Below are 15,952 nucleotides of genomic sequence, written 5' to 3' on the forward strand. Positions count from 1 at the left end.
GCCCCCGTCTCGCTGCGCGTCGGCGTCACCTCCGCGAAACCCGGGTGGCGTTAACATCGCCGCTTCGTCGAGAAGGGGAGTGGTCGTGGCTGAGCGCGTCACGTTCGAGAGCACCACGGGGCCACGGCTCGCGGGCATCATCGACCGGCCGGAGGGCGAGGTGCGCGGCTGGGGCGTGTTCTCCCACGGGTTCACGCTGGGCAAGGACTCGCCGGCCGCGGCGCGGATCTGCAAGCAGCTCGCGAGCGAGGGCATCGGCATGCTGCGCTTCGACAACCTGGGCCTGGGCGACTCCGAGGGCGACTGGGGCGACGGGTCGTTCACGCACAAGGTGGCCGACACCGTGCAGGCCGCCCAGTTCATGGCCGACCACGACATGCCGGTGCACCTCCTGGTGGGGCACTCGTTCGGCGGGGCCGCCGTGATCGCCGCCGGCGCGGACGTCCCGGGCGTGCAGGCGGTCGCGACGATCGGCGCCCCCGTGCAGCCGCGGCACGCGGAGCACAACTACGACGCCGTCCTGGGCCGGGTGTTCGACGACGGCCACGCCCAGTGGATGGTCGGCGGCCGCGCGCTCACCCTGAAGCGGCACTTCGTCGAGGACGTGCGGCGGGCCGAGCTGCGCTCCAAGATCCGTGAGCTGGGGTCGCCGCTGCTGGTGATGCACTCGCCGACGGACAGCACCGTGGACATCTCGAACGCGGGCGAGATCTTCCGGGAGGCCCGGCACCCCCGATCGTTCGTGTCGCTGGAGGGCGCGGACCACCTGCTCACCGCGCCCGGTCAGGCCAAGCGCGCCGCCCGCATCATCAGCGCCTGGGCGGACCAGTACCTCACCGCGTGAGGTGGCGCGGCCGCCGGCTCAACGCCCGTCGGCCCGGTACCCGTCGGCTCCGTGTCCGCCGGCCCGACGCCAGCGTCTCCGGCGTCGACCGGTGCCCGCAGAACGCGAGCGCGTAGAGGAACGTGACGACGACGCCGAGCAGCAGCACCTCGCCGCCGTCCTCCAGCGAGCTCATGACCACGTGCCACGGTCCCTGGTTCGTCGTGAACCCGTGCACGGCGTCGAGCCCGACGCCGCAGAGCACCAGCAGGGCGAGCAGCACGAGGAGCACGCGGGACGCCGCCCGCCACTCCGGCGTCGCGAACCGGTACCCGACCGCGATGGCCGCCAGCAGCACGGAGCCGGTGAACGCGAGCCAGACGATCTCGCCGACCGGCTGGCCGTAGGGGTGCGGGACGTCGACGGCGGCCGCGACCACCTTGGCCATGCGCTCGTGCAGCATGAGGAAGTCGTCGGCCAGCAGCACCGCGAACAGGGCGGACCACCCCGCCAGCACGGCCTGCCGGTGCGTCACGGCGAGGTAGGCGGCGAGCCCCGCCGCCCACGCGGTGTACACGAACCCCACCACCGCGGGGATACCCCGCTCCTTCTCGAAGCGGAAGCCCTCGTGCTCGGGGACACCGAGGAACGAGTGCGTGAGGAAGAGCAGGTTCAGGCCGAGCGCCACCGTGACCAGCATCCCGAGGAGCCCGGCGGCCGGACGGTGGTGCAGCCCGAGGGCTTCGACGGCTCGCGTGTGCACTGCTGTTCTCCTCTGACCTGCGGTGACGTGGACGCGGCCTACGCTCCCGCCGCCCGATGAACCGGTGAGGAGAACGCGATGAGAGTGCTCTCATCGCGCCCGGCCGCGGACGTGGGCGCAGGTCACTGTCCACGGACAGCGGGGCACCCCGCGGCGCACGTAGACTCTTCCCGGAATTCCCTCACCTTCAAGGAGCCTTCGTGGGACGCGTCGTCGTCGAGGTCATGCCCAAGCCCGAGATCCTGGACCCCCAGGGCAAGGCTGTGGTCGGAGCGCTGCCGCGCCTCGGCTTCACCCAGTTCTCCGGTGTGCGTCAGGGCAAGCGGTTCGAGCTCGAGGTGGACGGTGAGGTCACGCCGGAGATCCTCGCCGCCGCCCGGGAGGCCGCGGCCACCCTGCTGTCCAACCCGGTGATCGAGGACGTCGTCTCGGTCGTCGACGCCGCCGCGGTCCCGGGTGAGGCGACCGGCACCCCGGTGAGCGCCTGATGTCGGTCACCGAGCCGATGCCCGCCGCCGTGGCGGCCCCCGTGCTGGCCGGCGCCCGCATCGGCGTCATCACGTTCCCCGGGACGCTCGACGACCGTGACGCGTCGCGGGCCGTGCGCCTCGCCGGCGCCGAGGCCGTGTCGCTCTGGCACGCCGACGAGTCGCTGCAGGACGTCGACGCCGTGGTGCTGCCGGGCGGGTTCTCCTACGGCGACTACCTGCGCGCCGGTGCGATCAGCCGGTTCGCGCCCGCGATGGCCGCCGTGGTCGACGCCGCCAACGGCGGCATGCCGGTGCTCGGCATCTGCAACGGCTTCCAGGTCCTCACCGAGGCCCACCTGCTGCCGGGCTCGATGGTCAAGAACGACCACCTGCACTTCGTGTGCCGGGAGCAGTCGCTCGTCGTCGAGAACGCGCGCACGGCCTGGACCAACGAGTTCCGCCGGGGTCAGCAGATCACGATCCCGCTGAAGAACCAGGACGGCCAGTTCGTCGCCGACGAGCGCACCCTCGACGAGCTCGAGGGCGAGGGCCGTGTCGTCTTCCGCTACGACGGCTGGAACCCGAACGGGTCCCGCCGCGACATCGCGGGCATCACCAACGACCGCGGCAACGTGGTGGGGCTCATGCCGCACCCGGAGCACGCGGTGGAGGCCGGCTTCGGCCCGGCGTCCGCCGAGGGTCCGCGCGCCGGCGTCGACGGGCTGACGTTCTTCACGTCGGTGCTGTCCTCCCTGGTCCACGCGTGACCACGGGTCAGGTCCCGGCAGGCGGTCATGGTCGCTGAGGTCCTCGCGGGTCTCACCATCGAGACGGTCGGCTGGGACCACGCGGACGCCGTCCGCCTGCGCGCCGAGCAGCAGCACGAGATCGACCTGCGCTACACGCAGCCCGGCCGGCCGTCGACGACGGATGCCGACGGCGCCCCCGTGCCCGACGCGCGCGACCAGGTCGACCCGTCGAACGTGTTCGCGACCCTGCTGCTGCGGGTCGACGGCGCACCGGCCGGGCACGCCGCGCTGCGCGACCTGTCCGGCCGTGACGACTACCGGGGCGGCCTGCACCCCGACGGCACGTCCGAGGTCAAGCGCGTGTACGTGGCGCCGGGCTTCCGCGGGCGCGGGCTCTCCCGCACGCTGATGAGCGCCGCGGAGGACGTCGCCCGCGACGCCGGCGTGCGGCACCTGGTCCTGGAGACCGGGCTCATGCAGCCCGAGTCGCTCGGGCTGTACCTGCGGCTGGGCTACGACCCCGTCGAGTCGTTCGGCGTGTTCTCCGACGAGCCGGGCTCGCGCTGCTTCGGCAAGTGGTTGGTGCCGGACGCCGGCCCGCAGGACGCAGCTCCAGCCGGCGTGGCACCGCCGGTCGAGCCTTCGCTGGTCGAGCCTTCGCTGGTCGAGCTTGTCGAGACCCCGCCCGCCCTGGTGCTCCGCGAGGCGCCCTGGGACGACCCGGACGCCGCCGCCCTGCGGCTCGCCATGTGGGCCTTCCACCAGGAGCGTTACCCGCAGATGGCGCGCGACATCGAGGCGCGCGGCGGCCACGAGGTCGCCGACGCCGAGCGCGGGCGCGCCGCCCTTGCCACGTTCGTCGCGGTCCTGGACGGGAAGCCGGTGGGCTGCGCGTCGGTCGCCGCGGCGCCGATCGGCCCGGAGCACCTCGCCGCTGACCCGCTGCGCGGCGTCGGCGGGCTGCCTGCCGTTCCCGCCGTTCCCACCCTCGCCGGAACGGTGGACGGCGGGGCGACGGAGTCGCACGGCTTCGAGATGCGCAACGTGTTCGTGGACCCGGCCGCGCGGCGCGCGGGCGTGGCGACGGCCCTGGTCCGGCAGATCGAGGCCGAGGCCCGACGCCGGGGCGGGCTCGCGCTCTACCTCGGCACGGGCATCCGGCAGCCGGAGGCGCTGCGGCTCTACGTGAATCTCGGCTACCGGCCGGTGCTGCCCTACCCGCCGCACGACCCGGACGACGCGCTGCTCCTCTTCCTGGGCAAGCCGCTCTGACCCTGGGCGCGACGAGGCAGTGCCGGGGAAAGATGTGCGCAGCCGAGGGGGTAACGCAGAGGTAGCACTGCTGGCTCAGCGTTACCCCCTCGGCTGCGCAACGTACTTCCCGAGCCATGCGTGAGCCCCGGCCGGGACGGCGGAACTCCCTAGGGCCGCCCGCGCAGATACTCCAGCTGCGCCCGCACCGACGAGCGGGCCGCCGGCAGCACCGACGCGTCGACGTCGGAGTAGACGGCGCCGGTCACCGCGTCCAGCACGGCGTCCGGGAGCGGGCCCTCGTCGTCGGGCAGCGTGACCCCGAGGGCGGTGAGCGCGGACCGCACCTGGTCCAGGCGCTCCGTGCGGTGCTCGCGGTACGCGTGCACCGCGGCGCGCAGGTCCGGGAGGACCGGCCCGTGGCCCGGCAGACCGGGCACCGGGTCGGGCAGGTCGAGCGAGCTCAGCCGGTCCAGCGAGGCCAGGTAGTCGCGCAGCGAGCCGTCCGGCTCGGCGAGCACGGTGGTGCCGCGGCCCAGCACGGTGTCGCCGGTGAGCACCACGGTGCCCGACGCCGGGTCGCCGGGCACGGAGACCACGAAGCACGCCGAGTCCGCGGTGTGCCCCGGCGTGGCCAGCACCTCGATACGCAGGCCCGCCACCTCCAGCACCTCGCCGTCCACCAGAGGGCCCGCACCGCTCCCGTCCGCAGCGCCGCCGCCCGGGGCGCAGAACTCCGCCGACACCCCGCGCGACGGCGCCCCGGTGAGCTCCCGGAACAGCGCCAGACCGCCGGTGTGGTCGGCGTGCCGGTGGGTCACGAGCACCAGGTCGACGGGGCCGGCGTCGGCCAGTGCGGTGAGGTGCGGCGCCAGGTCCGGGCCGGGGTCCACGACCACGCGGCCGGGCGCACCAGGGGCGCGCAGCACGTACGACCGGGTTCCGTCGAGCGTCATCGGGCCGGGGTTGTCGGCCCGCAGCACGGACGCGAAGGGGGCAATGGGGTGCACCGAATCACCCTATCCAGGGGTCAATACCGGTTGTGTCCTGCGAGAACGCGGTGTGTGATCGGTAAATCACCTCCCAAAGAAGAGAGGAATACCTCAGATGTCCGCCATCTCAGGCGCGGCGCAGCACTACCGCGTCCGCAGAACACCGGCACTCATCGCCGTGGGGGCGCTCGCCGTCACGACACTGTTCACTCTTCCCCAGACCACCCGGGCCACCACGGCCGAACAGCCCGTCGTACGCGCGGGCTCCGTCACCTTCGTGGACGACGGCGACACCGCCGCGGTCACCCTGACGGTCGAGGCGGCCGACGGCGCCGCCCTCGCCGCACCGGTCAGCGTCGGCTGGAGCACCGGCTCCGGCACGGCCACCGCCGACGCCGACTACGCCGCCGCCTCCGGCACCGTCGAGTTCCCCGCGGGCACGCCGTCCGGCACCCAGCGCACCTTCCAGATCGCCACCCGCGCGTCCGACGCGGGGGAGACGGCGGAGACCGTGCCCGTGACCCTGCGGTCGCGGGACGCGGAGGTCTCCGGCCGGCCCGCCGTCGTCGTGCGGGCGCACGGGCTGCCGTACCTCGACCCGCGGCTGTCGACCAAGAAGCGCGTCGCCGACCTGCTGGGCCGCATGACCCTCGCCGAGAAGGTCGGGCAGATGACCCAGGCCGAGCGCGCGAACGTCACGAGCGACCCGGCGGCCATCGCCGAGCTGGGCCTCGGCTCGGTGCTCAGCGGCGGCGGCTCGACGCCCGCCGAGAACACGCCCGAGGCCTGGGCCGACGCGATCGACGGCTTCCAGACGCAGGCCCTCTCGACGCGGCTGCAGATCCCGCTGGTCTACGGCGTGGACTCCGTGCACGGCCACGGCAACCTGTTCGGCGCGACGATCCTGCCGCACAACATCGGGCTCGGCGCCACGCGCGACCCGGCGCTGGTCACGCGGGCGGAGCGCATGGTCGCGACCGAGACGCGCGCGACCGGCATCCCGTGGACCTTCGCGCCGTGCGTGTGCGTGGTGCGCGACGACCGCTGGGGCCGCACGTACGAGTCGTTCGGGGAGCACCCCGCGCTCGCGAGCGTGCTCGGCGCGGCCGCCGTCGCCGGGTTCCAGGGCAGGGACCTGGAGAGCAACCGGTCCGTGCTCGCCACCGCCAAGCACTTCGTGGGCGACGGCGACACCACCTTCGGCACCGGCGAGGGCGACTACACGATCGACCAGGGCATCACCGAGCAGAGCCGGCGCCACGTCGAGAAGGTGGACCTGCCGCCCTACGTCGCGACGCTGAAGGCCGGCGTCGGCTCGGTCATGCCGAGCTTCTCCAGCATCGACTGGACCGACGACGGCCTCGGCAACCCCGTGAAGATGCACGCGAACCGCGAGCTGGTCACCGGGTGGCTCAAGCAGAAGCAGGGCTTCGACGGCTTCGTGATCAGCGACTGGCAGGGCATCCACCAGATCCCGCCGGTGGCGGCCGACTCGCCGACCACCGCCCAGATCGTCACCAGCGTGAACGCCGGCATCGACATGTTCATGGAGCCGTCGCAGTTCGAGCGGTTCCACACGCGGCTGGTCGCGGCGGTGCAGGACGGCCAGGTCAGCGAGCGGCGCATCGACGACGCCGTGTCCCGCATCCTGACCGCCAAGTTCGAGCTCGGGCTGTTCGAGGAGCCGTACGCGGACCGCTCGCACGCCGACGAGATCGGCTCCGCCCAGCACCGGTCGATCGCCCGCGAGGCGGTCGCGAAGTCGCAGGTGCTGCTGAAGAACAGCCGCCGTGCGCTGCCCCTGGACGACCGCGACAGCATCTACGTCGCGGGCCGCAACGCCGACGACCTGGGCAACCAGGCCGGCGGCTGGACCGGCACGTGGCAGGGCTTCTCGGGCGACGTCACGCCGGGCACCACGATCCTGGAGGGTATCGAGGCGGCGGCCGACGACGTCACGTTCAGCGAGGACGCGTCCGCGCCGACCGACGGCGCAGACGTCGGCGTCGTCGTCGTGGGCGAGACCCCGTACGCCGAGGGGTTCGGCGACGTGGGCGGGCCCGAGTGGGCCTGGGACCCGGCCGACGGCGGGGTGCCCCGCGAGGAGAAGTCGATGTCCCTGCAGCCCGGCGACGCCGAGGTCGTGGAGAAGGTCTGCTCCGAGATCAGGACCTGCGTGGTCCTTGTGGTGTCGGGGCGGCCGCAGGTGCTCACCGAGCAGCTCGGGTCGATCGACGCGCTCGTCGCGTCGTGGCTGCCCGGCACGGAGGGCGCCGGCGTCGCGGACGTGCTGTTCGGCGACCGGAGGTTCACGGGCAAGCTGCCGGTCTCGTGGCCGCGCTCCGCGGACGACCCGGTGGTGAACGTGGGCGACCGGGACTACGACCCGCTCTTCCCGTTCGGCTGGGGCCTGACCACCGGCAAGGGACACCACGGTGACCAGCGGCTCACGCTGCAGGACGCCGTGCTCGACCCGGCGGACGGCGTGCCGCCCGCGGCGTCGCGCGCGATCGCGACGTCGGAGGTGGCCCTCCTGGAGGGCCGCACGGGCGTGGCGCGCGGCATCCTCAACGCGGCCCTGCCGAGATAGAACCCCAGCGAGGTAGAACTGCAGCGAGGTAGAACCGCGATGTACTGCGGTTCTACCTCGCTGCAGTTCTACCTCGCCAGAGTTCTACTTCGCCCTGGTTCTATCTCGCCCTGGTTCTATCTCGTCGCCGCGAGGGCCTGCTCGACGTCCTCGATGATGTCCCGGACGTCCTCCAGGCCCACCGACAGCCGCACGGTCGTCTCCGCGATGCCGACGGCGGCCCGTCCCGGCGCGCCCAGCTTGCGGTGCGTCGTCGTCGCCGGGTGCGTGACCAGGGACTTCGCGTCGCCGAGGTTGTTCGAGATGTCGACCAGCCGCAGGGCGTCGAGGAACGTGAACGTGTGCCGCTTCGCCGCGTCGTCGTCGGTGCCCTCGGGGACCGCCAGGTCGAACGTGACCACGGTGCCGCCGCCGCCCATCTGGCTGCGCGCCAGGTCGGCCTGCGGGTGGGAGTCCAGGAACGGGTAGCGCACGGTGCCCACCCCGGGGAGCTCCTCCAGGGCGTGCGCGACGGCGAGGGCGCTCGCGCTCTGGGCGGCGACCCGCACCGGCAGCGTCTCCAGGCCCTTGAGCAGGGTCCACGCGTTGAACGGCGAGAGCGACGGCCCCGTGTTGCGGATGAACGTCTGCACGGGCCCGGTGATGTAGTCGGTCGAGCCGAGGATCGCGCCGCCCAGCACGCGGCCCTGCCCGTCGATGTGCTTGGTCGCCGAGTAGACGACGACGTCGGCGCCGAGCTCCAGCGGCTTCTGCAGCAGCGGCGTCGCGAACACGTTGTCGAGCACCACGGTCGCCCCGGCGGCGTGCGCCAGGTCCACGACGGCGCGCACGTCCACGATGTCCTGCATCGGGTTGGACGGCGTCTCGAAGAACACCACGTCCGCGGGCGTGGCCAGGGCCTCCTCCCACTGGGAGAGCACGTGCCCGTCCACGTAGTCGGTGCGCACGCCCCACTTCTTGAAGATCTCCTCGAAGATCACCACGCTGGACCCGAACAGCGCCCGGGCCGCCACGATCCGCGAGCCCGACTCGACGAGCGCGGCCAGTGACGTGAACACCGCCGACATGCCGGTCGCGGTCGCGTAGCAGGCGTCGGCGCCCTCGAGCTGGCGCAGCCGCTCCTCGAAGGTGTGCACCGTCGGGTTGCCGTAGCGCGAGTAGACGAACCGGTCGACGTCGCCCTTGAAGGCGGCCTCGGCCTCGGCGGCGTTGTCGTAGACGTAGCCCTGCGTGAGGAACAGCGCCTCGCTGGTCTCCTGGAACTCGCTGCGCTGGTGGCCGCCGCGCACGGCGAGGGTCGCCGGGCGGACGCCGTCGGGCAGGGGCTTGCGGCCGGAACCGCCCGGGTTCGCGTCGGGCGGGTACGCACCGGTGACGGTCACGCGGGGCCCGCCGTCCACGGCAGGCCGGCGACCTTCCAGCCCTGCTGGTCGCGGACGCCGTCCACGCCGGGCGCGCCCTCGAAGCCCTCCAGCACGTTGTACGACGGCGCGATGCCGGACGACGTCGCGAGCCGCGCCGCGGCGATCGAGCGCTGGCCGGAGCGGCACAGGAAGACGATGGGCCCGTCGGAGACGCCGGCCGACCGGAGCTCCTCCAGGAACCGCGGGTTGGGCACGCCGCCGGCCTGCACCCACTCGGCGAACACGGGCTGCTTCTCCAGCGACGCGGTGTCCGGGATGCCGATCGCGCGCCACTCGCCCTCGGTGCGGACGTCCACCAGGGTGGCCGTCGGGTCGCCGGCGAGCAGGTCCCAGGCCTGCTGGGGCGTGATGTCACCGGCGTAGCCCTGGGCCGGCCGTGCCTCGATGCGCGCGGGGTCGCTCATGATGCTCCTCCATCGGTCGTGGCGGTAGCACCCTCGTCCGTCCTCCGCTGCTGCGGGGAACGCTGGGTTGCTGCGGCGTCGTCGTGCCACGTCACTCGGCCGCTCGGGATGGTCGCTGACAACCCTACGACATGTGTCCGGTGGGTGGAACAGTGTCTCGACAGGCAACCCGACCAATCCGGTAGGGAAGCCGGTTCTCGCTCCGGTGACGACGATGCCAGGCCCCGACCAGCAGGTGGGACCAGCATCTGAGACATGCGTTGACAGGGGTTTTGCCCGCAGCACAGGATGTCCGCAGGTCATGAGTGCCAGCGTCAAGCCCCGGCTCGCTGGCCGGCAACCCTCCCTCCGCGGTGGGGTGCCCCGGGTGACGACCAGGCCGTGCGCACCCGCGTGCGGCAAGCGCGGGGGAACCTCCCCCAGGACTGTGCTGGAGGACGCCATGTCTGCTCCCACTCTCAGCCGTGCCACCGCGGTGACCGACCTCGCCCCGCTGCGCCCCGTCGTCGGCGGCGGCACGCTCGTCCCGCTCGTGGACGGCACCCAGGTCTCGTACGCGAACCTCGACGTCGCCGCGTCCGCCCCGGCCCTGCAGGCCGTCGCCGACCGCGTCACCCAGGTGCTGCCCCTGTACGCCAGCGTGCACCGCGGCGCGGGCTACCTCTCCCAGGTGAGCACGGCGCTCTACGAGACCGCCCGGCGCACCATCGGGGCCTTCGTCGGCGCCCGCGAGGACGACCTGACGATCATCACCCGGAACACCACCGACTCCCTCAACCTCCTCGCCGGCTGCGTCCCCGCGCAGGCCGACGGCGAGCCCGGCCGCGTGCTGGTGCTCGACGTCGAGCACCACGCGAACCTGCTGCCCTGGCAGCGCACCACCGGCGCGACCGTGCTGACCGGCGGCGCGACCGTCGCCGAGACCGTCGCCCAGATCCGGGAGGAGCTGGCCGACGCCGCGGAGGACCGGCCGTACGCCCTCCTGGCCCTGACCGGCGCGTCGAACGTGACGGGGGAGTCCCTCCCGATCGGCGAGATCGTCGCCGTCGCCCACGAGTTCGGGACGCGCGTCGCGCTCGACGGCGCCCAGCTCGTGCCGCACCGCCGCATCTCCCTGGAGTCCACCGGCGTGGACTACCTCGCCTTCTCCGGGCACAAGACCTACGCCCCGTTCGGCGCCGGCGTGCTGGTGGGCCGCCGCGACTGGCTCGACGCCGGCACGCCGTACCTCGCGGGCGGCGGCGCCGTCCGGCGGGTGCGCGTCGGCGGCACCGACTGGCACGAGGGGCCCGCCCGCCACGAGGCCGGCTCGCCCAACGTCATCGGCGCCGTCGCGCTCGCCGCGGCCTGCGAGGAGCTGGCCGCGCTGGACGCGGCCGAGGTCGTCGCCCACGAGAACACGCTTCGCCGCCGGCTCGTGTCGGGGCTCGAGGCGATCGACCGCGTCGAGGTCGTGCGGGTCTGGGCCGACGCCGTCGACCCGGTCGGCGTCGTCACCTTCACCGTGACCGGGTACGACCCGGGCCTCGTCGCCGCCTACCTGTCCGCGGAGCACGGCATCGGCGTGCGCGACGGCCGCTTCTGCGCGCACCCGCTGCTCGGCCGGCTCGGCTTCGACGCCGGGGCCGTGCGTGCCTCGGTCGGCGTCGGCACCGCGGGCGAGGAGATCGAGCGCCTGATCGCCGCCGTCGGCAGCCTGGTCGAGGACGGCCCGCAGGCCGGGTACGACGTCGTCGACGGGCTGTGGGTCGTGATCGACGACCCGCGTCCTGTGCCCGAGGGCTCCGGCCTGGCGGGCCTGCTCGCGACGGCCGCCCTGGGCTTCGACGAGGCCTTCGGCTGCCTCCCCGACGAGGACTGACGTGTCAGACGTACAGGTCACCCCGGTGACCTGTACGTCTGACAGCTACAGCGCCAGCGCCAGCGCCACGCAGATGCCGCCCAGCGTGAGGTCCAGGCCGATGCACCACAGGGCCAGCGAACGGTTCACCACGACGTCGCGGCGGTAGTGCACCACATCCCACCCGGCGTGCGCGGCGAGGGCGAGGCCCGCGAGGGCCAGCCCGAGCCGCGGCTCCAGGAACAGGGCCGCGGTCGCGACGCCGAAGTAGCCGGCCATCGCGAGGGCCTGGGGCCAGGTCGCGCGCCGTCCGCGGGCCAGCCCGATGCCGGTCAGGACCAGGCCCACCAGGGCGAACGCGATCCAGCGGGGTGTGTCCAGCAGCTCCGACGCGACGGGGATCACGGACGCCAGCAGCGCGACCAGCCACGCCGTCCAGCGCACGCCGGCCACCGCGGCGGCCAGATAGCAGAGGGCCGCCACGCCGACGGCGGTGGTCGGGTCCTCGGCCACGGCGTCCTGCCAGGTGCCGCCCGCGATCGCCGTGCCGCCGACCAGGAGCCCGAAGCCGGTCAGGGCGCCGACCACGATCCACGCGGTGTTGGCGGGCCAGGTCCCGGTCCAGCGGCTCGGCCGTGCGGGGACGGTCGTCTCGAACGTCTCGGTCATCGTCCCGGTCTCCCTGTCCCGGCGGGCTCCGCCGTCGTCATGAATACCCTCTAGGGGTACCCAACCACGGGCCGCCGAGGCACGGAACGACATTCGGCCACCACTGAAGCCCCGTGTCAGACGTACAGGTCCCCCGAGGGACCTGTACGTCTGACACGAGGGAGGGGTCAGAGGGGGAACGCGCGCGGGCGTGAGACGACGGACTCCAGTTGCGCCGCCAGGGCCAGCAGCGTGCGCTCGCCGCCCGGCCGGCCGATGATCTGCACCCCCATGGGCAGCCCCGCGGGCGCGTCGGCGGTGGGCTCGGTCCAGTGCGTCGGCACCGTGATCGCGGGCAGCCCGGCGACGTTCAGCATCGACGTGAATGGCGTGTACTGGCACTGCTGCTCGAAGTTCCGCTCGGGGTCCTCGGCGTCGTACCACCCGACAGGGCGCGGGGTGAGCGCGAGGGCGGGCGTCACGACGGCGTCGTACGCGCTGACCTGCGCGACGAGCGAGCGCTCGTAGCCGGTGAGCGTCCGCACCGCCTCCGCGAGCTGCCGGGCGGGGACCGTCCGGCCGGTACGGATGAGCCACTGCGTCAGCGGCTCCAGCTTGTCCAGGATCTCCGGGTCGTCGATCGGCACCGCCGAGGCGCCGCCCATCCACAGGGTCCGGAACGCCGGGGCGTACTCGGGCGCCTCGGCCAGCGCGAACTCGTCGACCTCGTGCCCCAGGCCGGCCAGGGCGAGTACCCCGGCGTCCAGCCCGGCGCGGGCCTCGAGGGACACGGCGATGTCGTAGAAGCCGTCCCACGCCGAGGAGGTGGTCACCCCGATCCGCGCGGTGCGACCACCGGTCGTGCGAGCGGCATCGCCGCCCGCGGGCAGCTCCGCCCGCTGCGCGGCCGCGAGGTACGCGCCCGCGGCGGACGACGGCGCCCGCAGCGTGTACGGGTGCGCGACGCCGCCCCCGGCGCGCCGCGGGAGCATCGCCTCCAGCAGCAGGGCGGTGTCGGCGACGGTGCGCGCGATCGGCCCGTTCACGACCAGCCCGCCCAGCGAGTCGACGCCGCTGCCAGCGGGCAGCAGCCCGCGCGTGGGCTTGAGGCCGACGACGCCGCAGGCCGCCGCCGGGATGCGGACCGACCCGCCGCCGTCGGACCCGGGCGCGAACGGCAGCATGCCCGCAGCCACCGCCGCGGCCGCACCGCCGCTGGAGCCGCCCGCGCCGCGGGTCAGGTCCCACGGCGTGACCACGGGCGCGGCGCCGACGGGCTCGGTGTAGGCAGGGAAGCCGAGCTCGGGGGCGGCGGTCTTGCCGAGGCTGACGATGCCGGCGTCGTCGAGCACCCGCACGATCTCGTCGCTCTCCTGGGCCGGGGGCAGCCCCGCGAAGGCGCGCGACCCGAAGCCGGTGGGCACGCCCGCGCGGTTCCACAGGTCCTTGTCCCCGGTCGGCAGGCCCCACAGGGCGCCCGACGACGGCGGTGTGCCCCCGCCGGAGCCGGAGCCCCGCGACTCCTCGAGCTCGGCCGCGCGCTTGCGTGCCAGCTCCGGGGTGACGGTGGCGAAGGCGCCGACCGCGGGGTTCAGCCTCTCGATCCGGCCGAGAAAGTGCTCGGCGACCTCGGTGGGGGTGAGCTCTCCGGCGGCGAGCAGGTCGCGGAGCTCGACGGCGGTCCGTTCGTGCAGGGCATCCATCACGCCAGGCTAGGCGGTCGGGCCCGATCGGGCTCCGGAATGTCGTTGATGTCTCACGCGCTCGCCGGCGGAATGATCCGGACGCATGAATCTTGCGGCAGGCCTTCAACGATGTGACCTGCGGTGACGTTCTTCGTCGGCGCGAAATGGTGGTCCATTTCGTCAATTCCCGCCGCGCAGAATGCGCTTCTCAGGCTTATGTTCGTCCAGTGCTGGCACCTTTGCGCCGCGCCGTCACGGCGCGCCCGAGGTGACCGGAAAGATCTCGAAGGGGGAAAGCACCATGACATTCTTCAATACGGCACTCGTCGTGCCGGACCAGGTCGACTGGCTGGCGCCGCTGACCAACGCGCTCAGCGCCGTCGCGAGCTTCATCCCGAAGCTTCTCGTGTTTCTGGTCGTATTCCTCATCGGCTACTTCATCGCCAAGGCGATCGCCCGGTTCGTCGGGATGATCCTGACGCGCATCGGCTTCAACAGGGTGCTCGAGCGGGCTGGCGCCAACCGGCTCCTCGCCGGGTCGGGCATCGAGCCGATCTCGCTGCTCACGAAGATCATCTACTACTTCATCCTGCTCATCACGCTCCAGCTCGCGCTGAGCGCGTTCGGGCCCACCAACCCGGTGAGCGCCATCGTCAACGACATCGTGGCGTGGCTCCCGAGCCTGGTCGTCGCGATCGTCATCGTGGTGATCGCCGGCGCCATCGCGAATGCCGTCAAGGACCTTCTTCTGAACACCATGAGCCGTGTTTCCTACGGCCCGCTGGTGGCAAAGACCGTCTCCTTCTTCATCATCGCGCTCGGTGTTATCGCGGCCGTGAACCAGATCGGCATCGGCACCACCGTGACAATGCCCGTCCTCGTGGCATTCCTGGCGACGATCGCCGGCATTCTCATCGTCGGTGTCGGCGGTGCGCTGATCGGCCCCATGCGTTCGCGCGTCGAGGGTTTCCTGGGCAATCTCTCGGACGGCGCCGGCGCCGCTGCCGCGCCCGCCGCGGACCCGAACGGCGGGCCCGCCCCGGCCCCCGGCGCGCCGGGCACGTTCGCCCCGCCGCCCCGCGACGTCTGACGCTCGACGTCTGACGCGCGCCGTGCAGCCGCGCGACGTCTGACGCTCGCGCACCACTGAAGCTCGCGCACCACGACGCCGGGGTCGCGCCGTCCACGAGACGGTGCGACCCCGGCGTCGTCCTGCCGCCGTCCGCGACTCTCCTTCGAGACCTAAGTTTCTTCGCTTTCCAACGCCGGAAAGCGAAGAAACTTAGGTCTCGAAGGAGATCGGCTCACCGGCCTCGGCCACCCGCCGGCCCCGTCAGCGCCGGCTCCGCCCCCGTCAGCGCCGGCTCCGCCCCCGTCAGCCCCGACTCAGCCCCCGTCAGTCCCGGCTCAGCAGCTCCCGCGCCTCGCCCAGCACCTCGGCGAGCCGCTCCAGGTCCGGGTCGTCCACGGTCGGCTGGATCGCCACGGTGTCCGCCCCGGCCGCACCGAGCCGGCGCACGCCCTCGGCCAGCGCCAGGGCGTCGCCCCAGACCGCGTAGCCCGCCAGCTTCTCGTCGTCGGACACGTCCTGGCCCCACTCGGTCAGCTCGGCGCGCAGCCGCTCGGCGGCGCCGGGTCCGGTGCCGCCGGTGACGAACTGCACCACGGAGAACTCGTCGCCCTCGCGCCCGGCGGCCGCACGGCCCTCGGCGACCAGTTCCAGGGCGGCCGGCAGCCCGACCAGGCCCACGGAGCCTTCCAGCACCACGCCGTCGCCCACCTCGCCCGCGAGGCGCAGCGACTTGGGCCCCGTCGCGGCGACGGGCACGCGCACGGGCCGGGCCGGCGGCCAGTCCAGCTTCACGTCGTCGAGGTTCACGTACCGGCCCGACGTCGTCACGCTCTCCCCGGCCAGCAGGGCGCGCAGCGTCGTCGCGTACTCCCGCATGAGGGTCAGGGGCGACGCGGCGCGGGCGCCCACCTGGCCCATCCACGACTGAACGCCGTGCCCGATGCCAGGCAGCAGCCGGCCCGGGAACATCCCGTCGACGGTCGCCACCTCCATCGCGGTGAGGGCGACGTTCCGCAGCGGCGTCGGAATCACGCCGATCCCCACGCGGACGCGCTCGGTCGCGGCGAGGATCGCGCTCGCGGCGGAGATGCCGCCGGTCTGGAAGCAGTCCTCCCAGAGCCAGATCTCCTCGATCCCCGCTGCCTCGACGGCGCGGGCGAGCGGGATCACGCGGGACGGCGGGGTCGAGGGGCGGATGATGCACGCCAGTGTGGTCATGGGCTCACGCTGTCACGCCGCGT

14 protein-coding genes and 1 riboswitch are annotated in these 15,952 nt (G+C 73.3%); of the genes, 7 read left to right on the plus strand and 7 right to left on the minus strand.

The genetic code is table 11. From position 1 onward, the window contains the following. The first annotated feature begins 85 nt into the window (after positions 1 to 85). Positions 86 to 844, plus strand: a complete 759-nt coding sequence (locus tag FHX71_RS25035; protein ID WP_182620236.1) for an alpha/beta hydrolase family protein — start codon at positions 86 to 88, stop codon at positions 842 to 844. On the opposite strand, the gene FHX71_RS25040 is transcribed toward FHX71_RS25035, so the two are convergent. Then, positions 834 to 1,586, minus strand: a complete 753-nt coding sequence (locus tag FHX71_RS25040) for a DUF8692 domain-containing protein (RefSeq protein ID WP_182620237.1) — start codon at positions 1,584 to 1,586, stop codon at positions 834 to 836. The genes FHX71_RS25035 and FHX71_RS25040 overlap by 11 nt on opposite strands. Before the next feature lie 200 nt (positions 1,587 to 1,786). Between FHX71_RS25040 and purS the strand changes: the two genes are divergently transcribed. The 3 genes from purS to FHX71_RS25055 are packed head-to-tail and all read left to right on the plus strand — an operon-like array spanning position 1,787 to position 4,077. Then, positions 1,787 to 2,074: a phosphoribosylformylglycinamidine synthase subunit PurS gene (purS, locus tag FHX71_RS25045; protein WP_182620238.1), complete on the plus strand. Its 288-nt coding sequence runs from the start codon at positions 1,787 to 1,789 to the stop codon at positions 2,072 to 2,074. Next, entirely contained in the window at positions 2,074 to 2,823 is a 750-nt protein-coding gene (purQ, locus tag FHX71_RS25050; protein ID WP_182620239.1) for a phosphoribosylformylglycinamidine synthase subunit PurQ, read from the plus strand. The genes purS and purQ overlap by 1 nt, the downstream gene beginning before the upstream one ends. A 27-nt stretch (positions 2,824 to 2,850) precedes the next feature. Next, entirely contained in the window at positions 2,851 to 4,077 is a 1,227-nt protein-coding gene (locus tag FHX71_RS25055; protein WP_182620240.1) for a GNAT family N-acetyltransferase, read from the plus strand. 149 nt (positions 4,078 to 4,226) lie between these two features. Here the strand turns inward: FHX71_RS25055 and FHX71_RS25060 are convergent, their stop codons facing one another. Beyond that, complete coding sequence (locus tag FHX71_RS25060) at positions 4,227 to 5,012, minus strand: MBL fold metallo-hydrolase (protein ID WP_182620804.1); 786 nt, start codon at positions 5,010 to 5,012, stop codon at positions 4,227 to 4,229. Between the two features lie 151 nt (positions 5,013 to 5,163). Between FHX71_RS25060 and FHX71_RS25065 the strand changes: the two genes are divergently transcribed. Continuing rightward, complete coding sequence (locus tag FHX71_RS25065) at positions 5,164 to 7,638, plus strand: glycoside hydrolase family 3 protein (RefSeq protein ID WP_182620241.1); 2,475 nt, start codon at positions 5,164 to 5,166, stop codon at positions 7,636 to 7,638. Between the two features lie 116 nt (positions 7,639 to 7,754). On the opposite strand, the gene FHX71_RS25070 is transcribed toward FHX71_RS25065, so the two are convergent. Together FHX71_RS25070 and FHX71_RS25075 are read right to left on the minus strand one after the other, a co-directional pair. Beyond that, positions 7,755 to 9,020, minus strand: coding sequence for an O-succinylhomoserine sulfhydrylase (locus FHX71_RS25070; protein WP_182620242.1), 1,266 nt, complete (start codon positions 9,018 to 9,020; stop codon positions 7,755 to 7,757). Then, positions 9,017 to 9,466 carry a rhodanese-like domain-containing protein gene (locus FHX71_RS25075; protein ID WP_182620243.1) on the minus strand — a complete coding sequence of 150 codons (450 nt, stop codon included), beginning with the start codon at positions 9,464 to 9,466 and terminating at the stop codon, positions 9,017 to 9,019. The genes FHX71_RS25070 and FHX71_RS25075 overlap by 4 nt, the downstream gene beginning before the upstream one ends. Before the next feature lie 297 nt (positions 9,467 to 9,763). After that, positions 9,764 to 9,877: riboswitch (SAM riboswitch) on the plus strand. A 31-nt stretch (positions 9,878 to 9,908) separates the two neighbouring features. Between FHX71_RS25075 and FHX71_RS25080 the strand changes: the two genes are divergently transcribed. Next, positions 9,909 to 11,327, plus strand: a complete 1,419-nt coding sequence (locus tag FHX71_RS25080) for an aminotransferase class V-fold PLP-dependent enzyme (RefSeq protein WP_182620244.1) — start codon at positions 9,909 to 9,911, stop codon at positions 11,325 to 11,327. Between the two features lie 45 nt (positions 11,328 to 11,372). On the opposite strand, the gene FHX71_RS25085 is transcribed toward FHX71_RS25080, so the two are convergent. Both FHX71_RS25085 and FHX71_RS25090 read right to left on the minus strand, forming a co-directional pair. Continuing rightward, positions 11,373 to 11,975 carry a hypothetical protein gene (locus FHX71_RS25085; protein WP_182620245.1) on the minus strand — a complete coding sequence of 201 codons (603 nt, stop codon included), beginning with the start codon at positions 11,973 to 11,975 and terminating at the stop codon, positions 11,373 to 11,375. 167 nt (positions 11,976 to 12,142) lie between these two features. After that, on the minus strand, positions 12,143 to 13,657 hold the full coding sequence (locus FHX71_RS25090) for an amidase (RefSeq protein ID WP_182620246.1): 1,515 nt from the start codon (positions 13,655 to 13,657) through the stop codon (positions 12,143 to 12,145). A 250-nt stretch (positions 13,658 to 13,907) separates the two neighbouring features. Between FHX71_RS25090 and FHX71_RS25095 the strand changes: the two genes are divergently transcribed. Further along, a complete protein-coding gene (locus FHX71_RS25095; protein ID WP_312877211.1) occupies positions 13,908 to 14,729 on the plus strand; it encodes a mechanosensitive ion channel family protein in 822 nt (273 codons plus the stop codon). 306 nt (positions 14,730 to 15,035) lie between these two features. On the opposite strand, the gene FHX71_RS25100 is transcribed toward FHX71_RS25095, so the two are convergent. After that, complete coding sequence (locus FHX71_RS25100) at positions 15,036 to 15,929, minus strand: LLM class flavin-dependent oxidoreductase (RefSeq protein ID WP_182620247.1); 894 nt, start codon at positions 15,927 to 15,929, stop codon at positions 15,036 to 15,038. Positions 15,930 to 15,952: the final 23 nt, after the last annotated feature.

Origin of the sequence: Promicromonospora sukumoe (genome assembly GCF_014137995.1) — a bacterium.
GTDB classification, from domain to species: Bacteria; Actinomycetota; Actinomycetes; order Actinomycetales; family Cellulomonadaceae; genus Promicromonospora; species Promicromonospora sukumoe.

What these genes read in the sequence shown, in the direction of transcription:
- FHX71_RS25080 (WP_182620244.1), top strand. Translation starts at nt 9,909, where the DNA reads ATGTCTGCTCCCACTCTCAGCCGTGCCACCGCGGTGACCGACCTCGCC.
- FHX71_RS25100 (WP_182620247.1), bottom strand. Translation starts at nt 15,929, where the DNA reads ATGACCACACTGGCGTGCATCATCCGCCCCTCGACCCCGCCGTCCCGC.
- purQ (WP_182620239.1), top strand. Translation starts at nt 2,074, where the DNA reads ATGTCGGTCACCGAGCCGATGCCCGCCGCCGTGGCGGCCCCCGTGCTG.
- FHX71_RS25085 (WP_182620245.1), bottom strand. Translation starts at nt 11,975, where the DNA reads ATGACCGAGACGTTCGAGACGACCGTCCCCGCACGGCCGAGCCGCTGG.
- FHX71_RS25075 (WP_182620243.1), bottom strand. Translation starts at nt 9,466, where the DNA reads ATGAGCGACCCCGCGCGCATCGAGGCACGGCCGGCCCAGGGCTACGCC.
- FHX71_RS25090 (WP_182620246.1), bottom strand. Translation starts at nt 13,657, where the DNA reads ATGGATGCCCTGCACGAACGGACCGCCGTCGAGCTCCGCGACCTGCTC.
- FHX71_RS25055 (WP_182620240.1), top strand. Translation starts at nt 2,851, where the DNA reads ATGGTCGCTGAGGTCCTCGCGGGTCTCACCATCGAGACGGTCGGCTGG.
- FHX71_RS25065 (WP_182620241.1), top strand. Translation starts at nt 5,164, where the DNA reads ATGTCCGCCATCTCAGGCGCGGCGCAGCACTACCGCGTCCGCAGAACA.
- FHX71_RS25060 (WP_182620804.1), bottom strand. Translation starts at nt 5,012, where the DNA reads ATGACGCTCGACGGAACCCGGTCGTACGTGCTGCGCGCCCCTGGTGCG.